Genomic DNA, 23221 nt, shown 5'->3' with positions numbered 1-23221 from the left:
GGGCGATGACCAGTGGGCGGCGCGCCGTACGATGCTGTGTCGTGAGACACAGCGGCGGGGCACAGGTGACGAGACGCGCGTTGCTGGGCTCCGCCGCCGTGGCCGGTCTGGCCGCGGCCGGCTGCTCCTCGGCCCCGCGGAAACCCGCCGCGCCGGCCCCTCCGGATCCGCAGACCATGCTGCTCACCTCGCTGATCGCGGGCAAGGAGCAACTGGTGTCGCTCTACGGGCGCGCGGCCGCCGCCCTGCCGGGCCGGGCCGCCGTGCTGGAGCCGTTCCGCCAGCGTCACGCGGCCCATCTGCAGGCCCTGCGCGCGCTCCTGCCCGCCGGGGGCGGCACGGGAACGTTCCCCGCGAGCCCCGCGCCGCCGCCCGCCTCGCCCACCGTGTCCCCGTCGGAGAGCCCGTCCGCAATCTCCGTCGGGGCGCTCAGGGACGCCGAGCGGCGCGCGGCGTCGGCGCGACCGGCGCAGATGGCCACGGCCTCCCCCGCGCTCTCCCAGCTCCTGGCGAGCATCGGCGCGTGCGAGGCCGTCCACGTCGTCGCCCTGGGGAGGGTGCGTGACTGAGAGCGCGACCGAGCCCACCCGGACGCCGGCCGGGGCACCGGCCGGCGACGCGCTCGGCCGGGCCCTGTCCGCCGAGCACGCCGCCGTGTACGCGTACGGGGTGATCGGCGGGAAGACGAGCGGCGCGCTGCTCAGGCGCGCCACCGCGGGGTTCGACGCCCACCGGGCGCGGCGCGACCAGCTCCGCACGCTCATCACGCAGCGGGGCGGCACGCCCGCCGAGCCCGGCCCCACCTACCGCCTGCCCTTCGAGGTGCGCAGACCGGCCGACGCGGTGCGCCTGGCCGTGCTGGTGGAGCAGCGGGTGACCACCGCCTACCTGGAGCTCGCCGCCGACCGCGACCCGGCGCTGCGCCGGATCGCCGCGCTGGCCGCGCAGGAGTGCGCGACCCGGGCGTACGGCTGGCAGCCGAAGATCGGCGACCCGTTCCCGGGCATGGGCCGAGGCGGCGCCGACTTCGACGTCGCCGTCCCCGCCCAGGGGGCCGAGACCCCCGCGCCGGACGTATCCGGATCGGAGGGGCCCGCGGGGACGTCCGGTTCCGAGGAGGCCCAGCCGGAGCCGTCCGCGGCGGACGGCCAGTAGGCGGCGACGGGCCACGGCGCACGGCCACGAGCGGCTCCCGCACAAGGAGCGGCTCCCGGGCTCCCGCCAAAGGCGGCGCCGCCGCCCCCGGGAGGGGACGGCGGCGCCGTGTGTCCGGTGATCAGGCCCGGCAGGCGGCCAGCACCCGCTCGACGGCCTCGTCCAGCGGGATCTCCTCCTTGGTCCCCGTGACCCGGTCGCGCAGCTCGACCACGCCGTTGGCCAGGCCCCGGCCGACGATCAGCACGGTGGGCAGGCCGAGCAGCTCTGAGTCCTTGAACTTGACGCCGGGCGACACACCGGGACGGTCGTCCACGAGCACCCGCAGCCCCCGCGCCTCGAGGGTCTCGGCGAGCGTGCTCGCGACCTCGATCTGGTTCTCCTTGCCGGTGCCGACGATGTGCACGTCGGCGGGCGCCACCTCCCTGGGCCACACCAGGCCCAGCTCGTCGTGGCGCTGCTCGGCGAGCACGGCCACCGCCCGGGACACGCCGACGCCGTACGAGCCCATGGTGATGCGGATGGGCTTGCCGTCGGGCCCGAGCGCGTCGAGCTGGGCGGCGTCGGCGTACTTGCGGCCGAGCTGGAAGATGTGACCGATCTCGATGCCCCGGTCGATCGACAGCGGGTGCGCGCAGCGGGGGCAGGAGTCGCCCGCCCGCACCTCGGCGGCCTCGATCGTGCCGTCGGGCTGGAAGTCGCGGCCCGCGACCACGTGCGCGGCGTGCTTGCCCGGCTCGTTGGCGCCCGTGACCCAGGCCGAGCCGTCCACCACGCGCGGGTCGACCAGGTAGGTGATCCCCAGGTCCCTGAGCACCTGCGGGCCGATGTAGCCGCGCACCAGGCCCGGGTGGCGGGCGAAGTCCTCGGCCTCGAAGATCTCGGGCACGCCGGGCGAGAGCGCCGCCTCCAGGCGCTTGAAGTCGACCTCGCGGTCGCCGGGCACGCCGACGATCACCGTCTTGATCTCGTCGGAGCCCGGCGTGCGGACCTTGACGACGAGGTTCTTCAGCGTGTCGGCGGCGGTGATGCCGAGGCCGTGGTGCTCGTTGACGTACGAGACGAGCGACTCGATCGTCGGGGTGTCGGGCGTGTCGAGCACCTTCATGGGCGGCTGCGCGGCGGTGACGGCGGGCGGCGCGGGCGTGACGACGGCCTCGGCGTTGGCCGCGTAGCCGCAGTTGTGGCAGGCCACGAAGGTGTCCTCACCGGTCGGGCAGGGGGCGAGGAACTCCTCGGAGGCCGACCCGCCCATCGCTCCCGACATCGCGAAGCAGATCCGGTAGTCGATGCCGAGACGCTCGAAGATGCGGATGTACGCCTCGCGGTGCATCTCGTAGGACCGCTTCAGGCCGTCGTCGTCGAGGTCGAAGGAGTAGGAGTCCTTCATGACGAACTCGCGGCCCCGCAGGATGCCCGCCCGGGGCCGGGCCTCGTCGCGGTATTTGGTCTGGATCTGGTACAGGGTGACGGGATAGTCCTTGTAAGAGGAGTACTCCCCCTTCACCATGTCGGTGAACATCTCCTCGTGGGTCGGCCCGAGGAGGTAGTCGGCGCCCTTGCGGTCCTTCAGCCGGAACAGCGTGTCGCCGTACTCGGTCCAGCGGCCCGTGGGCTCGTAGAAGTCCCGGGGCAGCAGCGCGGGGAACAGCACCTCCTGCGCGCCCATCCGGTCCATCTCCTCGCGCACGACCCGCGCGACGTTCTCCAGCACGATCTTGCCGAGCGGCAGCCAGGAGTAGATGCCCGGCGCGACGCGGCGGATGTACCCGGCGCGGACGAGCAGCTTGTGGCTCGGCACTTCCGCGTCCGCCGGATCCTCACGCAGGGTGCGCAGGAACAGGGTCGACATACGCAGCAGCACGGCTACTCCTTGCTCGTGAGAGGTCTCGTCCGCGGTGCCTCCTCGGAAGCGCGATGCGGATCTCCTCGCGGACCCTCGGAGACGACCGGAGAGACGAGACGAAGACGATGTGCTCCCAAGGCTATCGACTCCGGGGGCCCCACCGCCTCACGTAAACGACGGGCGAGCCGATATCGGCCCGCCGATGTCAGCCGCCGAGCAGTTCCTCCCAGTGCTGACGGGACCGCCCGCCCGTGCCGACGGGGCCCGCCGGGCCGTCCAGCGCCGCCGACAGCCGCCACAGGCCGGGCCTGGTACGCAGCCGCTCCATGCCGAACGGGTCGATGGCCCGCAGCACGAAGGTGACGCCCATCACGTTCAGCATCGCCGTCGACGTGGTCGCCGGGCCCGAGGGCGCCGCCCGCACGGCGTCCGGACCCGGCTCGCCGATCCGTTCCAGGAGCAGCGCCGCCACCTCGGCGGCGTACGGGCCGTCGCGCCACTCGATGTGCCAGGAGCGGTCGGTGCCCCGCCACCACGTGAGGTCGCGGCAGGCCTCCAGCGTCTCCGCCTCACCCGATAAGGCGGCCATGACCCGCCCCAGCGCCTCGTACCTGAGCCCGTCCTGCCCCGAGCCGTGCGGCGACGGCGCGTCGCCGTCGTCCTGACCGTTCTGCGGGCCGTACGCCGTGGCCGGTGAGGCCCCGGACTCGTCCCGCCCCCCGCGGAGTCCCCTCATGTCAGGGAGGGTGCCACCGCCCGGCCTTCTCGTCCGCGGGTTTCCCCGTCTTTTAGCCCCACTGCCCACGGCCATCACTTTGATCGTGGCCGCATGGTCGCCGCAACCCCGCGAACCATCACAACACGGATGACAATCCGGTGCACGGCACGGCGTTCCACTGGCAGCGGGACCGGCGGTGATAAAGAATCACTGATAGGAGCGTCCGCCGCTGCTGGAGGCCATGGTGACACTGCGCGTCGCGATCGTCGGGTCGGGCCCGGCCGGCATCTACACGGCCGAGGCACTGGTCAAACAGTCGCACGACCCCGTCGAGGTGGACGTCCTCGAACGCCTGCCGACGCCGTACGGGCTCGTCCGGTACGGCGTGGCCCCCGACCACACGTCGATCAAGTCGATCGCCGGCTACCTGCGAAGGGTGCTGGAGACTCCGGGGGTGCGTTTCCTGGGCGGCGTCGAGCTGGGCGCGGACCTCTCGGTGGACGACCTGCTGTCCTGCTACGACGCCGTCGTCTACTGCACGGGGGCGATGGTCGACAGGCACCTCGGCGTCCCGGGCGAGGACCTGCCGGGCAGCGTCGCGGCGACCGACTTCGTCAACTGGTACTGCGGCCATCCCGACGTCCCGCCGGACGCCTTCTCCCTCGACGCGGAGGAGGTCGTCGTCATCGGCGTCGGCAACGTCGCCGTGGACGTGGTGCGGATCATGGCCAAGACGGCCGACGAGCTGCGCGGCACCGACGTGCCCGAGGAGGTGCTCGACCGGCTGGCCGCCTCCAAGGTGAAGCGGATCCACATGGTCGGCAGGCGCGGCCCGGAGCACGCGAAGTTCACCCTGAAGGAGCTGCGCGAGCTCGGCGAGCTGCTGAACGCCGACGTCCTCACCTTCCCCGACGAGATCGCGGTCGCCGACCTGACCACGCTGTCGCGCCAGGTCAAAGGCAACGTGGACGTCCTGCGGTCGTGGTCGGAGCGCAAGCCGGCCGACCGGCCCCGCCGCCTGGAGGTGCGCTTCTGGCTGCGCCCCGTGGAGATCCTCGGCGTGTCCCGGGTCGAGGGCGTACGGCTGGAGCGGACCCGGCTGGAGAACGGGCGGGTGGTCGGGACCGGCGACTTCGAGACGATCCCGGCGGACATGGTGATGCGCTCGGTGGGCTACCAGAGCGTGGCGCTGCCCGGGGTGCCGTTCGACCCGGGGTCGATGACGGTGCCGAACGTCGCCGGCAAGGCGGCGGACCGGCAGTACGTCGCGGGCTGGCTCAAGCGGGGGCCGACGGGCGTGATCGGGACCAACAAGTCCGACGCCGCCGAGACCGTGCGCACGCTGCTCGCCGAGGCGGTGCCGGGAATCGCGACCGCCCGGCTGGACGACCTGCTCGCCGCGCGCGGGCTGAGCCCGGTGACGTACGAGGACTGGCTCGCGATCGAGGCCGCGGAGGCCTCGCTGGCCGGCAGTCTGAGGAGGGGCGAGCGGGTGAAGCTGGTGGGCAGGGACGCGATGCTGGGCGCGTGCGGCCGGCTCGCCCGGCCGGGGGGCGCGTCCTGACGGATCGCGTCCTCAGGGGTGTCGTGGTCAGGACCAGTGGGCCGGCCGGTGGTAGCGCGCGCCGTCGCGCCCCGGCACGTGGTCGGGCAGCTGCGACTGCCTGATGAGCGCCTCGCCGAGGGGAAACCAGGCGTCGCTCGTGAGGCGCAGGCCGTCCGAGCGCCTGCCGGGCGGGAAGACGGTGACGACCCGGGTCTTGCCGCCGCGCCGGGCGTCCACCTCGCGCACCGCCTCGATGGCCGCGCACAGGTCGGAGTCCGCCGACAGCAGCAGCACCGTGTCGACCAGGTCGAGCGCGACGTCGCCGACCATGGCGGCGGCCAGGGCGACGTCGGACTGCTTCTCCTCGTAGGTTCGCCAGGAGACGCCACAGGCCCGGCAGGAGGGCCGCTGCTCCTGGAAACGCCCGAGCACCACCTCGACCCCCAGGCTCTCCAAGACCGCGAGGTAGGTCTTCTGGCGCAGCAGCGCGGCCGGTTCGCCGCGCACGTGCGCGCTGAAGTAGCGGACGGCCGTCAGTGTCTGCCCGGGCCGCAGCAGCCGGCGCGCCAGTGCGTGGAGATCGAGCCAGAGATAGCGGCGTCCCCGCAGGGAGCGCAGTCCGTAGTAGAGGTTGAACCCGTCGACGTAGACCCCGACACGCACGACGTGAGGAACGGGGTTGTCGCGCACCGCCATCATCTCCTAACATGGAGTCACCGCGCCCGAGGTTACGTCCCCGGGCTCTACGGCCCCCGACAGGGGGCCGTTTCTTTTTCGCTCACCTGTTCGATCGGCTGTTCGAGGAAAAGGATAGCCAACGCTGCGTCGTCATGCAGCGACGTTGCGTGATTGCCCTCACCGTGGCGGGACTCTGCGAGGATCGTCCCCATGGAGACGACGCTGACCGGCGTGGACGGGCTGCTCGACGGCTTCGCCGGCGCCCATCGCGAGCAGCTCGCCAGGTTTCCCGTACGGGAACCCGCGTGGCAGCCGGTGCACACGGTGTACGTGCCCGCGGACCGGATGACGGCGGAGATCGTCCAGCAGTGGCGGCACGCCGCGACCGACCTCCTCCACCGGCTCCTGTTCACCCCCGCCGAGCTGGCCGCGCTGTTCGAGCTCGACCCCGAGCTGGCCCAGCCCGTGCACGACCGCGTACGCAGGAAGCTGCACGCCGAGCCGATCGAGGACCTGCGGATCGACTTCGAGGACGGATACGGCGGGCGCTCCCCGGAGGAGGAGGACCGGCACGCCGAGTCGGCGGCGGCGGCCGTGGCCGCGATGCACGAGGCGGGCACGCTGCCCCGCAGGTGGGGGCTGCGGGTGAAGTCGTTCGCCGACGGCGACCCCCTGCGCTCGGTGCGCACGCTGGACGGGTTCCTGACCGGGGTCGTACGGCGGGCCGGCAGGCTCCCTGACGGGTTCACGGTGACCTTCCCCAAGGTCCTGATGGAGGACTACCTGCGCCAGTTCGCCGGCTGCCTGGAGGCGCTGGAGCGCGCGTTGCGCCTGCCCGCGGGCACGCTGCGCTTCGAGATGCAGGTGGAGGCCCCGCAGACCGTGCTCATGCTCCAGCGGTCGGCCGACCTGGTGCCCTCGCTGGGCGGCCGGCTGGCGGCCGCCCACTTCGGGGTGTTCGACTACACGGCCGCGCTCGGGCTGCCGCCGGACGAGCAGCGGCTCGACCACCCCGCCTGCGACCACGCGCGGCACGTCATGCAGACGGCGCTGTCGGGGACGGGAGTGGAGCTGTCGGACGGCTCGCTGGCCGCGGCCCCGGCCTCGGACGCGGCGGCCGACGTGCACGCCCTGCTGCGCAGGCACTCGGCGCTGGTGTCGCACTCGCTGGCGCACGGCTTCTACCAGGGCTGGGACATGCACCCCTCGCACCTCGTCAGCCGCTTCACGACCGTGTACGCCTTCCACCTCGCCTGCTACGAGAAGTACGCCGACCGGGTGCGCGCCTGGCAGGAACGCCGCGAGGCCGCGGGAGGCGTGCTGGACGAGCCCGCGACGATCAAGACGTTGGTCGCCGCCCTGGCCCGGGCCGACCGCGCCCTCTGCTGAGGTTTGCCGTATCGGCAAGATTGCTTGCCGCTCCCGCCGCCTGTGCCGCACTGTTCGACGGCAGACATCTGAAGCGGACGTCGACGCAGGAGACACGGGTGGACGAGAAGAAGAAGTACGACGTGGTCGTGGTGGGCGGCGGCGCCGCGGGGCTCAGCGGCGCCCTGGCGCTGGCGCGGGCACGGCGGTCGGTGCTGGTGGTGGACGCCGGAGAGCCGCGCAACGCACCGGCCGCGCACATGCACAACTACCTCGGCCGGGACGGCACGCCGCCCGCCGAGTTGCGGGCGGCCGGGCGCGAGGAAGTGATCGGCTACGGCGGCGAGGTCGTCGCCGGGCGGGCCGAGACCGCGACGCGGGAGGGCGACGACTTCCTCGTGACGCTGGACGACGGCCGGGCCGTCCTGGCCCGCCGCCTGCTGGTGGCGACCGGGGCCGTGGACGAGTTGCCCGACGTGCCGGGCCTGGCCGAGCGCTGGGGCCGCGACGTGCTGCACTGCCCGTACTGCCACGGGTGGGAGGTCCGCGACCGGCGCATCGGCGTGCTGGCCACCGGGCCGCTCGCCGTCGAGCAGGCCCTTCTGTGGCGGCAGTGGAGCGAGGACGTGGTGGTCCTGGCCCACCACTACCCCGCGCCGTCCGAGGAGGACGCCGAGCGGCTCGCCGCGCGCAGGATCCCCGTCGCCGACGGCCCGGTCACGGAGATCGAGGTGAGCGGCGACGCGCTCACCGGGGTGCGGCTTGCCTCCGGCGAGGTCGTCGCGCTCGACGCGCTCGTCGTCGGCGCGCCGCTCACCGCCCGGTCCGGGGTGCTGGAATCGCTCGGGCTCAAGCCGGTCGAGGTGGAGCTCGGCGGTCACGTGGCAGGCACCCGGATCCCCGCGGATCCGACCGGGGCGACCGCCGTGCCCGGTGTCTGGGTGGCGGGGAACGTGACGGACGTGCGCGCCGTGGTGATCGCGTCCGCCGCGGCGGGCCTGGCCGCCGGCGCGGCGATCAACATGGATCTCATCGCCGAGGAGACCCGGGAGGCCGTCGGCGCCTACCGGCACGAGGTGCGCACGCTGTTCGAGGAGGCGGCCTGGGAGGAGCGCTACCGCTCCCGCCCGGCGATCTGGAGCGGCCGCCCGAACCCGCAGCTCGTCGCCGAGGCCGAACAGCTGCCCCCGGGCCGGGCCCTCGACGTCGGCAGCGGCGAGGGCGCCGACGCCGTCTGGCTCGCCACAAGGGGCTGGCGGGTGACGGGAGCCGACATCTCCGCCACGGCGCTGGAGCGGGCCGCCGCCCACGCCGCCGACGCGGGCGTCGCGGACCGCACCGAGTGGGTGCGCGCGGACCTGCGCGACCACGCCCTTCCCGAGGGCGCGTACGACCTGGTGTCGGCGCAGTACATGCACCTGCCGGGCGAGGCCAGGCGGACGCTGTTCGCCCGGCTGGCCGCCTCGGTGGCTCCTGGCGGCACCCTGCTGATCGTCGGGCACCACCCGTCGGACCTGCTGACCAAGGCCCGGCGGATGCACTTCCCGCAGATGATGTTCACGGCCGAGGAGGTCGCGGCGTCGCTCGATCCGGCCGAGTGGGAGGTCACTGCGGCCGAGGCCCGGCCGCGCACGGCGGTGGACCCGGACGGCGTCGAGGTCACCATCCGCGACGCCGTCCTGGTCGCCCGCCGCCGCGCCTGAGCCGTGCTGTCACAACCGCGCGGTCACAGCCGGTCGACGACGCGGCGCCAGCGCCGGACGCGATCCGGGTCGACCGGCTCGCGCCACGAACCCCGCACGGCGCTGCCCACGTGGAAGGCGCGGACGCCGTAATCGAGCAGCACCGGCACGTGCTCCTCGCGCAGGCCGCCGCCGGCGAGCACGAGCGAGGCGTCCCCGGCCTCGGCCCGCGCGCGTAACACGCCGAGGCCGCTGCCGACGCCCTCGGGCGAACCGGACGTGAGTACGGTCGCCAGGTTCGGCAGCAGCCGTACGGCACGCCAGGCGGCCCGCACGTCGGCGGCGTGGTCCACGGCGCGGTGGAAGGTCCAGGGCAGCGGCGAGACCGCGTGGATCAGCGCGTCCGTCGCCTCCCTGTCGACCGACCCGTCCTCGGACAGGAAGCCGAAGACGAAGCCCGCCGCGCCGGCCTCGGCGAGTTCCTTGACATGGCCGCGCAGCCGGTCGAGCTCCTCCGGGGTCACGGTGAACCCGGCGTTGCAGCGGAGCATGACCATCTGCGGCAGCCCGCACTCGCGCGCGATCGCCGCGACGAGGTCCGCCGAGGGGGTGAGCCCGTCCGAGTCCATGTCGGACACGATCTCCAGGCGATCCGCTCCGCCCTCCTCGGCGGCCACGGCGTCACGCAGGTCGAGCGCGATCACTTCAAGGAGGGATCCCGTCATGAAGTGAACAGTATCCGGTCCCTTTGCGGCGCCTCACGGCATCCGCCCTGTTCAGCACTCGATCAACTCGTTGTGGGCGGTGATGTCAAGAACCCTCCAGGCTTGCGCCGCATGTCCCGAGCGCTGGGCCGGCACCGCCGGCGTGCGGTGATAGGACAACGCGGCCGGGATCGCGGCGCTGGCGTCCCGCTCGAACAACGCGCCGGAGGCGCGGTGCGGCAGGTCGACGGTGCGGACGTGCCGGAAGCCCGCCTTCCGGTAGTACGACTGCAGGCGGGCGTTGTCCTTGGCGCAGTCCAGCCGCAGGTACGGCCGGTCGTGAGCGGCGGCCCGCAGGGCGGCCCAGTCGAGGAGTGCCTCCCCCAGCCCCCGGCCCGAGTAGGTCCTGCCCACGGCGAGCTTGTGGACGTAGAGCGCGTCCCCGGGGCGGTCGGCGGGGGTCCAGAACTCCGGGTCGGCATGGCCGTCCACGGCGATCGTGGCGGCCGGCATCCGTCCGGCCTCTTCGCCGGCGTCCAGGAGGTACATGACGCCCTCGCCGATCAGCGGTTCGATGCGCTCGGCGGGAAAGCCCCCGGCGGGCCACTGCCGTACGCCGAGACCGTTCAGCCACCCGGCGGTGCGCGCCAGCAGGGCGAGGACCCCCTGCAGATCGGCCGGGGTGGCGCGACGCAGCGTGAGTTCCGTAACAAGATCCAGGGTGTTCGCGGGCATGCCTGATTCCTTTCGTGCCGACGGCGGCGGTTTGATCACTGAGAGTGACGGCTGAATGCCGTACAGCGTCCGTCCGGAGACGGCGGACCCCGCTAGGGCGCGCGGGTGCGGCGCGGTCCCCTGCCGGGGTCAGGACGGGAATCGCGGAAGCGGCCCTCCGGAGGAGGGCCCGGCGGCCGGGGACGCCCGCTCAGGCCAGGGGGCGTCCGGGCCTCGTCAATGACGTTCCAGCTCGTATCGGATCAGATGCTTGTCGGCGGGCAGCACGGACACGGCGACGCGGACGGGCGTGTCGTCGGCGTCGTAGCCGACCCGGGTGTGGACGACGACCGGAGTGCCGGGCTCCAGCTGGAGCCGCGACGACTCGTCGGAGGTCGGCATGCGAGCCGACAGGTCGTCGATCACGCGAACCTGGAGATGGCCCAGCTCCTCCAGCACCCTGTTGGCCCCGCGCGTGATGTCGCCGGGCCGGGCGATCTCGGAGCCCCCCACGATCTCCAGGGGGAAGTACGAGTCCAGCGTGTTGTACGGCTGGCCGTCCACGAAGCGCAGCCGGCGGCGCACGACGGCCAGTGCGCCGTCGGCGAGGGCGAGGCGGGTGGCCACGTCCTCGGGCGGCTCGACGATCGAGACCTCGATCCTCTGGTCCGCCGTACGGCCCTCGGAGCGGACCGCGTGGACGAACGTGTCGAACCGCCGCCCCTCGTGGTCGTACGGGAGGAACTCGTCCTGGGGGCGCATGAGGAGGGGACGGCGCTCGCGTACGAACGTTCCACGCCGGCGCATCCGCAGGATGAGACCCTCGTTCTCCAGCTCGCCCAGGGCCAGCCGTACGGTGTTGCGGCTGACGCCGTGCGCCTCCATGAGGTCGGCCTCGGTCGGGATCTGGTCGCCCGGCGCGAGTTCGCCCGCGTAGATGGCCCTGCGTACCTCGGCGGCCACCTGCTGGTAGAGCGACGATCGTGCCATCTTTCCTCAATCCACCCTTTTGTTCCAACAAATCTAGAGGATCTCGGTCTACCGGGAAACAACCCCTTGACCAGAGCCCACCCAGCCGCGCATTATCCAAACGTTGGTACAAATCCATCCAATGGAGGTGGGCCCGTGAGGGCGGTCGGTGCGAGAACGCCGAAGTCGCCCTGGCGCGAGCCCCGACCCAGGCCTGCAGAGCCCAGGCCCACCAGAGCCCAGACCTATCAGAGTGACGGGAACGACATGTCAGAGCTGTCGGTATCCACCGACATGACCGCCTTGTGCGGGAACGGCGTGACATGCCCGAGCACGCGGTACCACCGCACACAGGAGCGGCCGGTCGAGGACGGCCGCTCCCCCTGGACTCCGTGCGATTGAACGAGATCTCGACCCCAACCCTCGCCGGGGTCGAGGTCTCGCGCCGGGGCGGAGCGCGTCCTGGCGGGTCCCCCACGCCCGCCAGGACGCGCCACCGTTAACCACCCACAGGGAATGCATCGACTCCGGCCCTCCTTGACTCATGGGGAGGCGACTGAGGAGGCACGTGCGCGATGAGCACCCCTGTGGTCCGGAGGGTCGGCCATGACGGCGCCAGGAGGATTCCGGCCGTCAATCCCCAGCACTTCAGGAACGTCCTCGGCAGGTACGCCACCGGCGTCGTGGCCGTCACCGCGACCGACCCGGAGACCGGGGAGCCGTGCGGACTGGCCGTCAACTCCTTCACGTCCGTGAGCCTCGATCCGCCGCTGGTGTCGTTCTGCGTCTCGCGGACCAGCACGAGCTGGCCGCGCCTCAGGGCCGCGACGGCCCTCTGCGTCAACGTCCTCGCCGACCACCAGCAGCAGGTGTGCGATCGGCTCGCCGCGAAGGGCGGGGACAAGTTCGGCGGCCTGTCGTGGGCCCTGTCCCCCGGCGGCGCGCCCGTGCTGGACGGCGCGCTCGCCTGGATCGACTGCACGGTGGACAAGGAGCACCCGGCCGGCGACCACGTGATCGTCGTCGCCCGGGTCACCGGGCTCGACCGGCACGACGACGGCGGCCCGCTGGTGTTCTTCCGCGGAGCGTACGGGGGCTTCCGGTCCTGAAGACGTGCCTGACGCGGAACCGACCGGTCGGTATGCTGCCCGCATGACTCTGTTCTCGGTGGAAGGCAAGACGGTCGTCGTCACGGGCGGGTCCCGGGGCATCGGGAAGATGATCGCGCGGGGGTTCCTCGACGGGGGCGCCACCGTCTACATCTCCTCACGGAAGAAGGACGAGCTGGAGGCCACGGCCGCCGAGCTGGGCTGCCACGCCGTACAGGCGGACCTGTCCACCCCCGACGGCGTCGAGGCGCTGGCGCAGGCGGTGTCGGAGCGGGAGAGCCGGCTCGACGTGCTCGTCAACAACGCGGGGGCGAGCTGGGGCGCGCCGCTGGAGGAGTATCCGGAGCACGCCTTCGACAAGCTCTGGAACATCAACGTCAAGGGCGTCTTCTTCCTCACCCGCCGCTTCCTGCCGCTGCTGCGCGCCGCCGCGTCGCCCGACGACCCGGCACGCGTGATCAACATCGGGTCGATCGACGGGCTCCGGGTGCCGTTCATGGAGAACTACGCGTACTCGGCGGCCAAGGCGGGCGTCCACATGCTGACCCGGCACCTCGCCCACCAGCTCGCCCGGGAGTCGATCACGGTCAACGCGATCGCGCCCGGGCCGTTCGAGTCGAAGATGATGGCCTTCGCGCTCGACGACCCCCAGATGCGCGGCGCGATCGAGAGCAACGTCCCGCTCGGCCGCATCGGCAGGCCCGACGACATGGCGGGCGCGGCCGTCTTCCTGGCCTCACGCGCCGGGTCCTACCTGACCGGCGCCGTGATCCCGGTGGACGGCGGCATCTCCGCCTAGCCTTGTGCGCATGCGGCAGGTGGCGGTGTGCGGGCCGGGCGAGTGCACCCCGCAGGAGGCCGAGGCGGCCCGCGACGTGGGCCGCCTGCTGGCCGAGCGCGGCGCGGTCGTGCTGTGCGGCGGGTACGGCGGGGTGATGGCCGCCGCGGCGGCGGGCGCGCGGGAGGCCGGAGGCGTCGTGGTCGGCGTCCTGTCCGGCCGGGACCGCGCCGGGGCGAGCCCGGACCTCACCGTGGCCCTTCCCACCGGCCTGGGCGAGGCCCGCAACGCGCTGATCGTGCGCGCCGCCGACGCGGTCGTCGTCGTGGGCGGCTCCTGGGGCACGCTCTCGGAGCTGGCGCTCGCCCAACGGGGCGGCACGCCGGTGATCACCCTCGGGGGCTGGCGGATCCTCGACGCCGAGGGCCGTCCCCTGACCGGTCCGGTGGCCGCCGCCGGCCCTGCCGAGGCCGTATGGCTGGCGCTCGCCGCAGCCGGACGGGCCCGCCCGCTCAGCCCCTAGACGATCTCAGCCCTTGAGCATCTCGGCGAGGGTCTCGGCGAACAGGTCGGGCGCGGCCAGTTCGTCCCGCAGGAACAGGTAGGGCTCGGTGAGCTCCAGCTCGATCAGGACCGGCTCGCCGTCCGGCATCCGCACCAGGTCCACCCGGGCGTACAGCAGGGTTTCCGGCACGGCGGCCAGGACCCGCTCCGCGAGGGCGAACTGGTCGTCGTCCGGGTCGCGCAGCGTGGCGCGGTTGTCCGCGGTCTCCGCCACCCCGGTGAGCATCGGGTGCCGTCGTACGGCGTGGCTGAACCGGCCGCCGAAATACAGCAGCGACAGCTCCCCCTCCTGCTCGACGGACGGGATGTACGGCTGCACCATGACCGTGCGGCCCGCGGCGAGCAGCGTCGCCGCGTGGCTCGCGGCGGCGTCCCGGTCCGTGGTGCGGATGGTGTCACGGGCCCCCGCGGACACGGCGGGCTTGACCACGTACTCGTCCCATTCGGGCAGGTCCGTCCCGGGTTCGGCCCAGTGCGTGGGGACGGTGGGCACGCCGAGCGTGCGCAGGTAGGTCTTGTCGGTGTTCCACTCGATCACCTGCGCCGGGTTGAACAGCCGCGTCACCGACTCCACCCGGTGGGCCCACGCGACGAACTCGTCACGGCGGTCGATGTAGTCCCAGGGGGAGCGGACGACCGCCGCGTCGAACTCGGACCAGTCGACGCGGGGGTCGCGCCAGTTCACCGGCGAGCCCTCGATGCCGGCCCCGAGCCAGGCGGCGAGAGCGATCTCCCGCTCGTCGTCGTGCTCGGCGGCCGGATGGTCGGTGGTGACGTAGGCGACCTTCATGACGCTCCCATCCGCATGTCAGCAGTGACCAATGCTATGGGAAATGTCAGGCGAGGCCGGCCAGCACCTCCGCCGCCGCCTGGCCGCAGACGCGCGCGGCGCCGTGCGTGGCGATGTGCACCGCCCCCAGGTCCGTACGGCCCGGCAGCCCCATCTCGACCACGACGCCGTCCGGCCGGGCGGCCAGCAGGCGCTCCAGCAGGTCGGTCTGCCAGGGGTGCCGGTGGGCGTCCCGCACCACGATGACGAGCGGCCGGTCGGCGGCCTGGCTCAGCACCGTGCCGGCGGCGCCGTTGTGGACGTCCGGCTGCCGCAGCCGGGCGACCGTGGTGCCGGGCAGCAGCTTACCCAGCGGCTCCCCCGCGCCCCACGGCATGTCCTTGTCGATTGCGAGGTTGGTCTCCGGCGCCAGCTCCACCACGTGCGGGGCGGCGGCCAGCGGCAGCACGCCGGCCCCGCGCCGGGTCACGCGTACGGCCCGGCGGGCGGCGACCAGCCCGATCTCGTCCTGGCGGTCGTCCATGGACGGGGCCTGCGCCTGCCAGGCGGTCAGGGCGCGCACCCGCGCGGCGGCGTCCGCGAGCCGCTCCTCCGACAGCCTGCCCTCGGTCACCGCGTCCGCGACGGCGTCACGGATGTGCTCGTGGGTCGCCTCGTCGGCGTTCTCCCCGCCCACGCAGACCGCGTCGGCCCCCGCCGCCACGGCCATCGCGCTCGCGCCGCCCAGGCCGTACCGGCCCGAGACGGCGGCCATCTCGATGCCGTCGGTGACGATCAGGCCCTCGAAGCCCAGCTCCTCCCGCAGCAGGCCGGTGAGGACGCGGGGGCTGAGCGTCGCAGGCAGCTCCTCGTCGTACGCCGTGACCAGCAGGTGGCCGGTCATGATCGAGCGCACGCCCTCGTCGATGGCCACCCGGAACGGCTCCAGCTCGACCTCGGCCAGCTCCTCCCGGGAGGCCGTGACGCGCGGGACTCCGTGATGGGAGTCGACCGACGTGTCGCCGTGCCCGGGGAAGTGCTTGGCGCAGGCCGCCACGCCGGTGGACTGCAGACCGCGGATCCAGGCGGCCGTGTGCCGCGCGACGAGCAGCGGATCGGCGCCGAACGACCGCAGACCGATGACGGGATTGTCCGGGTTGGAGTTGACGTCGGCGGCCGGGGCGAAGTCGATGTTCACCCCCGCCGCCCGCAGGTCCCGCCCGATGGCCCGGGCCACCCGCTCGGTCAGCTCGACGTCGTCCACGACGCCCAGGGCGTAGTTGCCCGGCCGTGAGCTGCCCGTGCGGGCCTCGAGCCTCGTCACCTCCCCGGCCTCCTCGTCGATGCCGATCAGGATCTCGGGGTTCTCCGCGCGCAGGGCCGAGGTGAGTGCGGCGAGCTGGGCCGGGGTGTCGACGTTCCGGGAGAACAGCACCACACCGGCGAGCCCGCCGGCGAGCCGCCGCCGCACCCAGTCGGGGGCGGTGGTCCCGGTGAAGCCGGGCAACAGGACCGTATCGGCCAGTCGGAGCAGGTCAGGGCTTCGCTTCATGCTGCGCCCGCAGGGCATCGCTCAGGCATGCCCCGCAATCTAATAGGAAAGTTTCCTATTTGCTAGGGGGCATGCCTGGGTTGTCGCCGTTTCCTGATCACACGTCGGTGCGGTGGAGCCTGTTCTCCTTCACCTCGAAGCCGGCGATCGTCGTCAGCGGCGCGCCGGGACGGTCCACGAAGGCCACGGCCCGGTAGTCCGCCCGGAAGTTCTCCATGTCCGCCACGCAGGACACGTAGCCGTGGCGGCTGTCGAAGAACGCGATGTGCGGGTTCAGATCGAGGATCGCGCTCGCGTCGGTGACGCCCGGCATGCTCGTCACCGACGGCCCGACGAACTCGACCCCGAGCGCGCGGGAGGCCGGATCCGCCCAGTCGGCGCGCACGTCGCAGGCGTACGCGCTGTGCACGTCGCCGCTCAGCACGACCAGCCCGTCGGGGGCGGCGGCGAGCACGCGGGCGCGGGAGTCGGGGTAGCCGTCCCAGGCGTCGGCGCTGACGGGTTCGAGCGGGAACTTCCGCTGGGAGAAGAACACCGCCTGCGCGAGCACCTTCCACCGGGCCGTCGAGCCGTGCAGCCGGTCCTTCAGCCACTTCTCCTGCTCGGCGCCGAGCATGTCGCGCCCCTCGCGATACTGCCGCGTGTCGGCGAGCAGGAAGTCGGCCACCCGGCCGTACGGCCGCCAGCGGTAGTTCTGCAGGCCGGAGCCGGACGGATGGACGCGCAGCGGCTGGTGCTCGTAGTACGCCTTGAACGCGGCGGCCCTGCGCTTGAGGAAGGCGGCGGGGCTGCCGCCGTCACCGGGCAGCGCGCCCGCCCAGTTGTCGCGGACCTCGTGGTCGTCGGGGATCGCGACCCACGGCGCGGCGGCGTGGGCGGCCTGCAGGTCCGGGTCCATCTTGTAGCGGGCGTAGCGGTCGCGGTAGGCGCCGAGCGTCGTTGCCTCGGCCGTCGACTCGAGCGGGCGCACCCAGCGGCCCGGCTTGGGGTTCTTCGGCTTGCCGTACTCGTAGATGTAGTCGCCGAGGTGGAGGACCAGGTCGGGCCGCTCGGCGGCGAGGTGGCGCAGCGCCGTGAAGTAGCCGTGCTCGTAGCGCTGGCAGGAGACGAAACAGAACCGGACGGGGGCGGTCGAATCCGGGCCGGGCGCCGTCCTGGTGCGGCCCACCGGGCTGACATGGCCCTCGGCGGAGAAGCGGTAGAAGTAGTCGGCCGCGGGTCGCAGCCCGGTCACCCGTACGTGCACGCTGTGCGCCCAGTCCGGCTGCGCGGGCGCGGTGCCCGACTGGATCACCTTCGTGAACGCCTCGTCCTCGGCGAGCTCCCACCGTACGGTCATCGCCCGGTTGGGCATGCCGCCGGGCTGTGTCGGATGCAGCGGCTCGGGGGCCAGACGGGTCCACAGGATCACGCCGTCGGATAACGGCTCTCCTGACGCCACCCCCAAGGTGAACGGATAGCCCATTTTCGCCATGGGTTCGATCCTGCCCTACCGATCCCGCCCGTGCGGGGAGGTCGGACGAGGCGAGAATGTGAACAAGCTCTTGCTCGACGGCCATAATGGGAGCCGTGAACCAGCGTAAGGACTCCGGCGGCACGGCCGCGCCGGTCAAGGCGAAGCGGGGGGCGACCGGTTCGGCGTCCGAACGGCGCGACCACCTCGTCAAGCTCGCCGCCGAGTTGTTCGCGCGCAAGGGCTTCCAGGCCACCACCGTGCGGGAGATCGCGTTGGAGGCCGGCATCCTGTCCGGCAGTCTCTACCACCACTTCGACTCCAAGGAGACGATCGTCGACGAGGTGCTGCGCACCTTCCTCGAGGATCTGATCAACCGCTACCGCGCGGCGCTGGGCACGCACGCCGACCCGCGCTCGGTCCTGGCGGAGATGGTCCGCATCGGCTTCGGCACGCTGGAGGACCACCGGGCGGCCATCACGGTCATGCAGAACGACTGGAACTACCTGCGCTCGCTGCCCGGCGACCGGTTCGACTACCTGGTGCGGGCCGAGGACGAGGTCGAGCGCATGTGGGTGGAGCAGATCACGAGCGGCCAGGCCGCCGGCCAGTTCCGCCCCGACGTCGATCCCAAGCTCACCTACCGGATGATCCGCGACACGATCTGGGTGACCGTGCGCTGGTTCCGCCCCGGCGGCAGGCTCGACACCGACGCCCTGGCCGACCACTTCGTCAAGCTGCTGTTCGACGGCCTGGCGACCGGCGAGCGGGCGAGCCAGCCGTCATGACGCTACTCAAGGCCGTACGGCTCGCGCTGACCGAGCTGGCCGACCCCGCGCGCGCCGAGGGCATGCGGTCGTACATGAAGTCGGAGATGCCCTTCCTCGGGGTCACGGCCGTGCCGCGGCGGGCCGCGCTGCGCAAGGTCTTCGCCGAGCACCGGCTGGACAGCGCCCCCGAGTGGCGCAGGGCGGTGCTGGCGCTGTGGCGCGAGGCGGAATACCGCGAGGAGCGCTACGCCGCCATCGAGCTGTCCGCGCACCGCTTCTACCGGTCCTGGCAGACGCTCTACACGATCCCCATGTATGAGGAGATGATCGTCACCGGGGCCTGGTGGGACCTGGTGGACGACATCGCCGTGCACCGGATCGGCACGCTGCTGCGGCTGTATCCCGAGAGCATGCGCCGCCTGGTGCTGGAGTGGGCGCACGACCCCGACCTGTGGAAGCGGCGCACCGCCATCCTGTGCCAGAACTCCTTCAAGGACCGCACCGACGTCCACCTGCTCTACGCCTGCATCGAGCCGAGCCTGTCGGACACCGACTTCTTCGCCCGCAAGGCGATCGGCTGGGCGCTGCGGGAGTACGCGAAGACCAACCCGCAGGAGGTGCTCCGCTACGTGAAGCACCAGGGCATCAGCGGGCTGAGCCGCCGCGAGGCGCTGCGCAACCTCCCTGACGCGTAGAGCGGGCGGTCTGCTCAGGCGGGGCGGAACGAGTCGCGCGCCTGCGGGGCCGCGTGCTTGATCATGAGGTGCCGGGTGACCGAATACTCCAGCACGGCCTCCTGGCTCATGTCCTTGCCGAAGCCGCTGCCCTTCACGCCTCCGTGCGGCGCCTCCGAGGCGATCGGCAGGTGGTCGTTCACCCACGTCACGCCCACGTCCAGCCGGTGGGAGACGCGCAGGGCGCGGGACACGTCCGTGGACCACACCGACGAGGCCAGCCCGTACGGCGTGGCGTTGGCGAGCCGCACCGCCTCGTCCTCGCCGTCGAACGGCATCGCCACCAGCACCGGGCCGAAGACCTCGCTCCGCACGATCTCGCTCGCCGGGTCGGCGTCGGCGATCAGCGTCGGCGCGTAGTGGAAGCCGGGGCCGTCGATCGGCGCGCCCCCGTGGACGACGCGGCCGGACGCCCTGGTCACGAAGCCGTGGACCCGCTCACGGTGCTCGGCGCTGATCAGCGGCCCGATGTCGGCGTCCGGCGCCCAGGGGTCGCCGGGCCGGACGCGGGCGACGGCCTCCCGCAGCGCCTCGACCGCCTCGGCGTACCGCGATCTCTCGACGTACACCCTCGTCGCGGCCGTGCAGTCCTGACCGGTGTTGTAGGTGGCGCCCATGACCACCCCGGCCGCCATGTCCTCCAGCGAGGCGTCGGCGAACACGAGCGCGGGGGCCTTGCCGCCCAGCTCCAGATGGACCCGCTTGAGGCCGTCCACAGCGCCGCGCATGACCTCGCGGCCCGTGGCGGTGGACCCGGTGACGCTGACCATGTCCACGCCGGGGTCGGTCACCAGGGCCCGCCCCACGTCCGCCCCGCCGGTCACCACCCGTACGAGGCCCTCCGGGGCACCGGCCTCGACGAACAGCTCGGCGAGCCGTAGCGTGGTGCGGGGCGTCCGGGGAGCCGGCTTGATCACGACGGCGTTCCCCGCGGCGACGGCCGGGCCGATCTTCCAGACCGCCATGATGAGGGGGAAGTTCCACGGCGCGATCGCCCCCACGACCCCGATCGGCCGCCTGATCAGCACGGACGTGTATCCGGCGCTGAACACGCCGGCACCCGTGCCGTCCAGGGACCTGGCCGCGCCGGCGAAGAACCGGAGGTTGTCGACGGCGAACGGCAGTTCGCCGTCCCGGAACACGGCGGCGGGCTTGCCGGTCTCCTCGACCTCCAGCCGGGTCAGCTCCGCGGCGTCCCGCTCGACGAGGTCCGCCAGGCGCAGCAGCACCAGCGCCCGCTCCCCCGGCGTCGTCTCGCGCCACTGCTCGAAGGCCTCCCTGGCCAGGCGTACGGCCCGCGCCACCCCGTCGACCGGGGTGTCGGGCACGTCCTCGACAGCCCGGCCGTCGGCGGGATTGATCAATGTCGTCATGAGGTCGTCCTCAGCTGTCGAATCCGATGCCGAAACGGTCGAGTGACCGCAACCAGGGCCCCCTGCGGCCCTCGTTCGCGTCGGCGCGGGCGAGTTCGCGGCGGGTGAGCTGCACCACCGGCCAGCGCAGCGGCTCGGGTGGGAACGGCACCGGGTGGCGACGGGCCATGCGCAGCCGCGTCCGCGCGGTGGACCGCCGGGCCAGCAGGTCGAGGCCGGTCAGCGCGCCGAACCTGGACGCGCCGACGCCGAGGCCGGTGTATCCAAGGGCGTAGGCCAGCCGCCCGCCCATCGCCGTGCCGAAGAACGGGGTGAACCGGCTGGTCGAGTCGATCATCCCGCCCCACCTGTGCGTGAAGCGCAGGCCACGCAGCTGCGGGAACGTCGCGAAGAAGTGCCGCGCGAGCCGCTCGTGCGTGGCGTCGCGCTGCTCGGATCCGCCGCCCCCGAAGTTGTAGATCGCGTCGTACCCGCCCCACAGGATGCGATCGTCGCGGGTGAGCCGGTAGTAGTGGAACCGGTTGCCCGCGTCGGTCAGGCCCTGGCCCTCCGGCCACCGGAGCGACGCCCGCCGCTCGGGCGACAGCGGCTCGGTGACGAGCACGTAGTCCCAGACCGGCAGCACGAACAGGCCCAGCCTGCGCAGGGGCGAGGGAAAGGCGTTGGTGGCCAGCAGCACCTGCCCGGCGCTCACTGCGCCGCGGTTTCCCGTCCGGGCCTCCACGCCGGTCCGCGTCCGGGTCAGCGCGGTGACCTCGGTGCCCTCGTGGACGCGCACCCCGAGCCGCGCGGCGACGCGGGCCAGGCCCCACGCGAGCGCGGCGGGATCGAGGACGCCGCCGGTGCCGCGCAGGCGCAGCCCCGCGAGATAGGTGGGCGATTCGACGTCCGCGCGCATCTCGTCGCGGCCGAGGAACACCGCGTCCTCGCCGTGCTCGCGGTGCAGCTTCTCGGCCCGCCTCAGCTCCTCCACCTGGTGGGGCGCCACCGCGACCGTGGTCTTGCCGACCAGGCGGAGGTCGGCGTCGATGCCGTGGTCGTCGGCGAAGCGGGCGATTGCCGCGAGGTTCGCCCGTCCGAGCGCGAGCAGGGCCGCGTTCTCCGACGGCCACAGCCTGGCTCCCTGGCCCAGCCCGTGGGTCAGGGAGTCGGAGACGAACCCGCCGTTGCGGCCGCTCGCGCCGTAGGCGATCGAGCGCGCCTCCAGCAGGACGACGTCGCAGGCGGGGTTCTCCTCCTTGGCCAGCACGGCGGCCCACAGGCCGGTGAAGCCGCCGCCGACCACCAGCAGGTCCGCCGTGCTGCGGCCGTGCAGGGGCTCGTACGGGCCGGGCGCCCCGGGCCGGTCGGTCCAGAAGACCCGTGGAGCGGCGTCCTCGATCAGACGGCTGCCCTTGGTCATTTGGTCGCGATGTTCTCGATGACGTCCGCGGCCACGCGCAGGCCGTCGCGGCGGCGGATCTCCTCGCCGGCCGCCGCGAGCCGGTCGCGCAGGTCCTGGTCGCCGAGCAGTCTCTCGATGGCCCCGGTCAGCTCCTCGTCGGCGAATCCGTAGGTGTCCAGGCGGATGCCGTACCCGGTCTCGTGCACGCGCTGGGCGTTGTCGTACTGGTCCCAGAACAGCGGCATGACGATCATGGGCTTGCCGAAGTGGAACGCCTCGGTCGTCGTGTTGTTCCCACCGTGCGTGATCACCAGGTCGACCAGCGGAATGATCTTCGTCTGCGGGACGAACTCCGCGCCCCACATGTTGGGGGCCAGCTCGATCTCCTCGTGCAGCGGGCCCTTGGAGACGATGTACCGATGCGGCGTGCGGGCCAGCACGGAGATCACGCGGCGCATCAGCTCGACGTCGGCCGAGCCGAGCGAACCCAGCGAGAAGTAGATCAGCGCGCCCTCGCCGGGGATGTCCGGCAGCGTGAACTCCTCGTCGGTCTCCCGCACGGACGAGTCGACGCGGGTCCAGGAGTCCCCCAGGGGACGCTCCGCCGTGTAGTCCGCGATCTCGGGATACACGTACAGGTTCGCGTCGCCCTCATGGACGAACTCCAGGTCCTGCAGGGCCGGGGCGCCCTGCTCGACCACCCACGCGTTGAACGCCTCCCACATCTCCCGGTGGGTCCGGTCGTACTCCGCCCGGAACTCCGCCCACCCGGCGCCGTCGGCCGGCAGTCCGGAGAACGGCGGGGCCACGCCCGGGCCCTTCACCTCCAGCGGGTTGCACGAGACGATCCGTACGAACGGGACGCCCGCCGTCACCAGGGCGGGGAAGGCCACCACGTTGTCCTCGACGATCACGTCCGGCCGCACCCGCTCGATGATGGCCTTGAGCTGCGGCTCGCAGTACTTGGCACCGTCGATGAGCGCCTCCCAGATCGGCTTGATGACCGTCTCCAGCTGGTCCAGGGTGCTCTTGCGGTACTCCGGCGCCGTGTCGCGGATGAAGTCCTTCCAGAACTGGCCCGGGTCCTGCTCCGCCCCGTCCTCCTCCGGCGCCGGCGGCGCCAGGTCGACCAGGTCCTCCTCGAAACCGAGCGCCTCCAGCTTGCCCTTCCACGACGCCTCGGCGGCGAACACCACACGGTGGCCGCGGCGGCGCAGGACGTCGCCGATCCCGACGCAGTTGTTCGTCGGCCCGTAGGCGCTCTCCGGCATGAACAGGATCGTCAAAGGCGTGGCCGTCATTGGGGGGCTCCTCCGAAGCTAATTGAAGCGAGATTCAAATACGAGGGGGATACA

At 72.6% G+C, this 23221-nt stretch carries 22 protein-coding genes; 10 read left to right on the top strand and 12 right to left on the bottom strand.

What is annotated here, in order from left to right; genetic code table 11:
- Positions 1 to 41: 41 nt before the first annotated feature.
- Both FLW16_RS05660 and FLW16_RS05655 read left to right on the top strand, forming a co-directional pair.
- A complete protein-coding gene (locus FLW16_RS05660) occupies positions 42 to 569 on the top strand; it encodes a hypothetical protein (RefSeq protein WP_142558346.1) in 528 nt (175 codons plus the stop codon).
- Positions 562 to 1155 carry a ferritin-like domain-containing protein gene (locus tag FLW16_RS05655; protein ID WP_142558344.1) on the top strand — a complete coding sequence of 198 codons (594 nt, stop codon included), beginning with the start codon at positions 562 to 564 and terminating at the stop codon, positions 1153 to 1155. Before FLW16_RS05660 ends, FLW16_RS05655 begins: the two co-directional genes overlap by 8 nt.
- Before the next feature lie 121 nt (positions 1156 to 1276).
- Here the strand turns inward: FLW16_RS05655 and FLW16_RS05650 are convergent, their stop codons facing one another.
- Entirely contained in the window at positions 1277 to 3019 is a 1743-nt protein-coding gene (locus tag FLW16_RS05650; RefSeq protein ID WP_185949269.1) for a proline--tRNA ligase, read from the bottom strand.
- A gap of 187 nt (positions 3020 to 3206) precedes the next feature.
- Positions 3207 to 3737: a hypothetical protein gene (locus FLW16_RS43430; RefSeq protein ID WP_185949268.1), complete on the bottom strand. Its 531-nt coding sequence runs from the start codon at positions 3735 to 3737 to the stop codon at positions 3207 to 3209.
- Positions 3738 to 3960: 223 nt separating this feature from the next.
- On the opposite strand from FLW16_RS43430, the gene FLW16_RS05640 reads away from it, so the two are divergent.
- Positions 3961 to 5283, top strand: a complete 1323-nt coding sequence (locus tag FLW16_RS05640) for an FAD-dependent oxidoreductase (protein ID WP_142558342.1) — start codon at positions 3961 to 3963, stop codon at positions 5281 to 5283.
- A 27-nt stretch (positions 5284 to 5310) separates the two neighbouring features.
- Here FLW16_RS05640 and FLW16_RS05635 read toward each other — a convergent pair whose 3' ends face one another.
- On the bottom strand, positions 5311 to 5955 hold the full coding sequence (locus FLW16_RS05635) for an NYN domain-containing protein (protein WP_185949267.1): 645 nt from the start codon (positions 5953 to 5955) through the stop codon (positions 5311 to 5313).
- Between the two features lie 198 nt (positions 5956 to 6153).
- Here FLW16_RS05635 and FLW16_RS05630 point away from each other — a divergent pair, with 198 nt between their 5' ends.
- Positions 6154 to 7332, top strand: a complete 1179-nt coding sequence (locus FLW16_RS05630; protein WP_142558338.1) for a DUF6986 family protein — start codon at positions 6154 to 6156, stop codon at positions 7330 to 7332.
- A gap of 98 nt (positions 7333 to 7430) precedes the next feature.
- Positions 7431 to 9014, top strand: coding sequence for an FAD-dependent oxidoreductase (locus tag FLW16_RS05625; RefSeq protein WP_142558336.1), 1584 nt, complete (start codon positions 7431 to 7433; stop codon positions 9012 to 9014).
- Positions 9015 to 9037: 23 nt separating this feature from the next.
- Here the strand turns inward: FLW16_RS05625 and FLW16_RS05620 are convergent, their stop codons facing one another.
- The 3 genes from FLW16_RS05620 to FLW16_RS05610 form a co-directional block, all read right to left on the bottom strand.
- Entirely contained in the window at positions 9038 to 9718 is a 681-nt protein-coding gene (locus FLW16_RS05620) for a copper homeostasis protein CutC (protein ID WP_142558334.1), read from the bottom strand.
- Positions 9719 to 9769: 51 nt separating this feature from the next.
- On the bottom strand, positions 9770 to 10432 hold the full coding sequence (locus FLW16_RS05615; RefSeq protein WP_142558332.1) for a GNAT family N-acetyltransferase: 663 nt from the start codon (positions 10430 to 10432) through the stop codon (positions 9770 to 9772).
- Between the two features lie 216 nt (positions 10433 to 10648).
- Positions 10649 to 11401: a GntR family transcriptional regulator gene (locus FLW16_RS05610; protein WP_142558329.1), complete on the bottom strand. Its 753-nt coding sequence runs from the start codon at positions 11399 to 11401 to the stop codon at positions 10649 to 10651.
- A 554-nt stretch (positions 11402 to 11955) separates the two neighbouring features.
- Between FLW16_RS05610 and FLW16_RS05605 the strand changes: the two genes are divergently transcribed.
- From FLW16_RS05605 to FLW16_RS05595, 3 genes are read left to right on the top strand one after another with little or no spacing between them, the layout of a single operon-like run.
- Entirely contained in the window at positions 11956 to 12489 is a 534-nt protein-coding gene (locus FLW16_RS05605; RefSeq protein ID WP_142558326.1) for a flavin reductase family protein, read from the top strand.
- Between the two features lie 43 nt (positions 12490 to 12532).
- The gene (locus FLW16_RS05600; RefSeq protein ID WP_142558324.1) at positions 12533 to 13288 is read left to right on the top strand and encodes an SDR family oxidoreductase; all 756 of its coding nucleotides are present in this window, start codon (positions 12533 to 12535) and stop codon (positions 13286 to 13288) included.
- A gap of 10 nt (positions 13289 to 13298) precedes the next feature.
- Positions 13299 to 13790 carry a TIGR00725 family protein gene (locus tag FLW16_RS05595; RefSeq protein ID WP_142558322.1) on the top strand — a complete coding sequence of 164 codons (492 nt, stop codon included), beginning with the start codon at positions 13299 to 13301 and terminating at the stop codon, positions 13788 to 13790.
- 6 nt (positions 13791 to 13796) lie between these two features.
- Here FLW16_RS05595 and FLW16_RS05590 read toward each other — a convergent pair whose 3' ends face one another.
- The 3 genes from FLW16_RS05590 to FLW16_RS05580 all read right to left on the bottom strand — a co-directional run bounded on the left by FLW16_RS05590 (position 13797) and on the right by FLW16_RS05580 (position 17626).
- Positions 13797 to 14621, bottom strand: coding sequence for a RimK family alpha-L-glutamate ligase (locus tag FLW16_RS05590; RefSeq protein WP_142558319.1), 825 nt, complete (start codon positions 14619 to 14621; stop codon positions 13797 to 13799).
- Between the two features lie 46 nt (positions 14622 to 14667).
- The gene (locus tag FLW16_RS05585; RefSeq protein ID WP_142558317.1) at positions 14668 to 16152 is read right to left on the bottom strand and encodes a glycoside hydrolase family 3 protein; all 1485 of its coding nucleotides are present in this window, start codon (positions 16150 to 16152) and stop codon (positions 14668 to 14670) included.
- Positions 16153 to 16249: 97 nt separating this feature from the next.
- On the bottom strand, positions 16250 to 17626 hold the full coding sequence (locus tag FLW16_RS05580) for an alkaline phosphatase (protein WP_142558315.1): 1377 nt from the start codon (positions 17624 to 17626) through the stop codon (positions 16250 to 16252).
- An 86-nt stretch (positions 17627 to 17712) separates the two neighbouring features.
- Here FLW16_RS05580 and FLW16_RS05575 point away from each other — a divergent pair, with 86 nt between their 5' ends.
- Both FLW16_RS05575 and FLW16_RS05570 read left to right on the top strand, forming a co-directional pair.
- Positions 17713 to 18393: a TetR/AcrR family transcriptional regulator gene (locus tag FLW16_RS05575; protein WP_142558313.1), complete on the top strand. Its 681-nt coding sequence runs from the start codon at positions 17713 to 17715 to the stop codon at positions 18391 to 18393.
- On the top strand, positions 18390 to 19070 hold the full coding sequence (locus tag FLW16_RS05570) for a DNA alkylation repair protein (protein WP_142558311.1): 681 nt from the start codon (positions 18390 to 18392) through the stop codon (positions 19068 to 19070). The genes FLW16_RS05575 and FLW16_RS05570 overlap by 4 nt, the downstream gene beginning before the upstream one ends.
- Before the next feature lie 14 nt (positions 19071 to 19084).
- Here the strand turns inward: FLW16_RS05570 and FLW16_RS05565 are convergent, their stop codons facing one another.
- The 3 genes from FLW16_RS05565 to FLW16_RS05555 are packed head-to-tail and all read right to left on the bottom strand — an operon-like array spanning position 19085 to position 23167.
- Positions 19085 to 20482: an aldehyde dehydrogenase family protein gene (locus FLW16_RS05565; RefSeq protein WP_142558308.1), complete on the bottom strand. Its 1398-nt coding sequence runs from the start codon at positions 20480 to 20482 to the stop codon at positions 19085 to 19087.
- Positions 20483 to 20492: 10 nt separating this feature from the next.
- The gene (locus FLW16_RS05560) at positions 20493 to 21884 is read right to left on the bottom strand and encodes an FAD-binding oxidoreductase (protein ID WP_142558306.1); all 1392 of its coding nucleotides are present in this window, start codon (positions 21882 to 21884) and stop codon (positions 20493 to 20495) included.
- Positions 21881 to 23167 carry a glycosyltransferase gene (locus FLW16_RS05555; RefSeq protein ID WP_142558305.1) on the bottom strand — a complete coding sequence of 429 codons (1287 nt, stop codon included), beginning with the start codon at positions 23165 to 23167 and terminating at the stop codon, positions 21881 to 21883. The genes FLW16_RS05560 and FLW16_RS05555 overlap by 4 nt, the downstream gene beginning before the upstream one ends.
- Between the last annotated feature and the right edge of the window lie 54 nt (positions 23168 to 23221).

Origin of the sequence: Microbispora sp. KK1-11, from assembly GCF_006874435.1 — a bacterium.
In the GTDB taxonomy this organism is placed as follows: domain Bacteria; phylum Actinomycetota; class Actinomycetes; order Streptosporangiales; family Streptosporangiaceae; genus Microbispora; species Microbispora catharanthi.
Note: the sequence above shows the minus strand (reverse complement) of the source record. Positions and strands in the feature narration are given on the sequence as shown.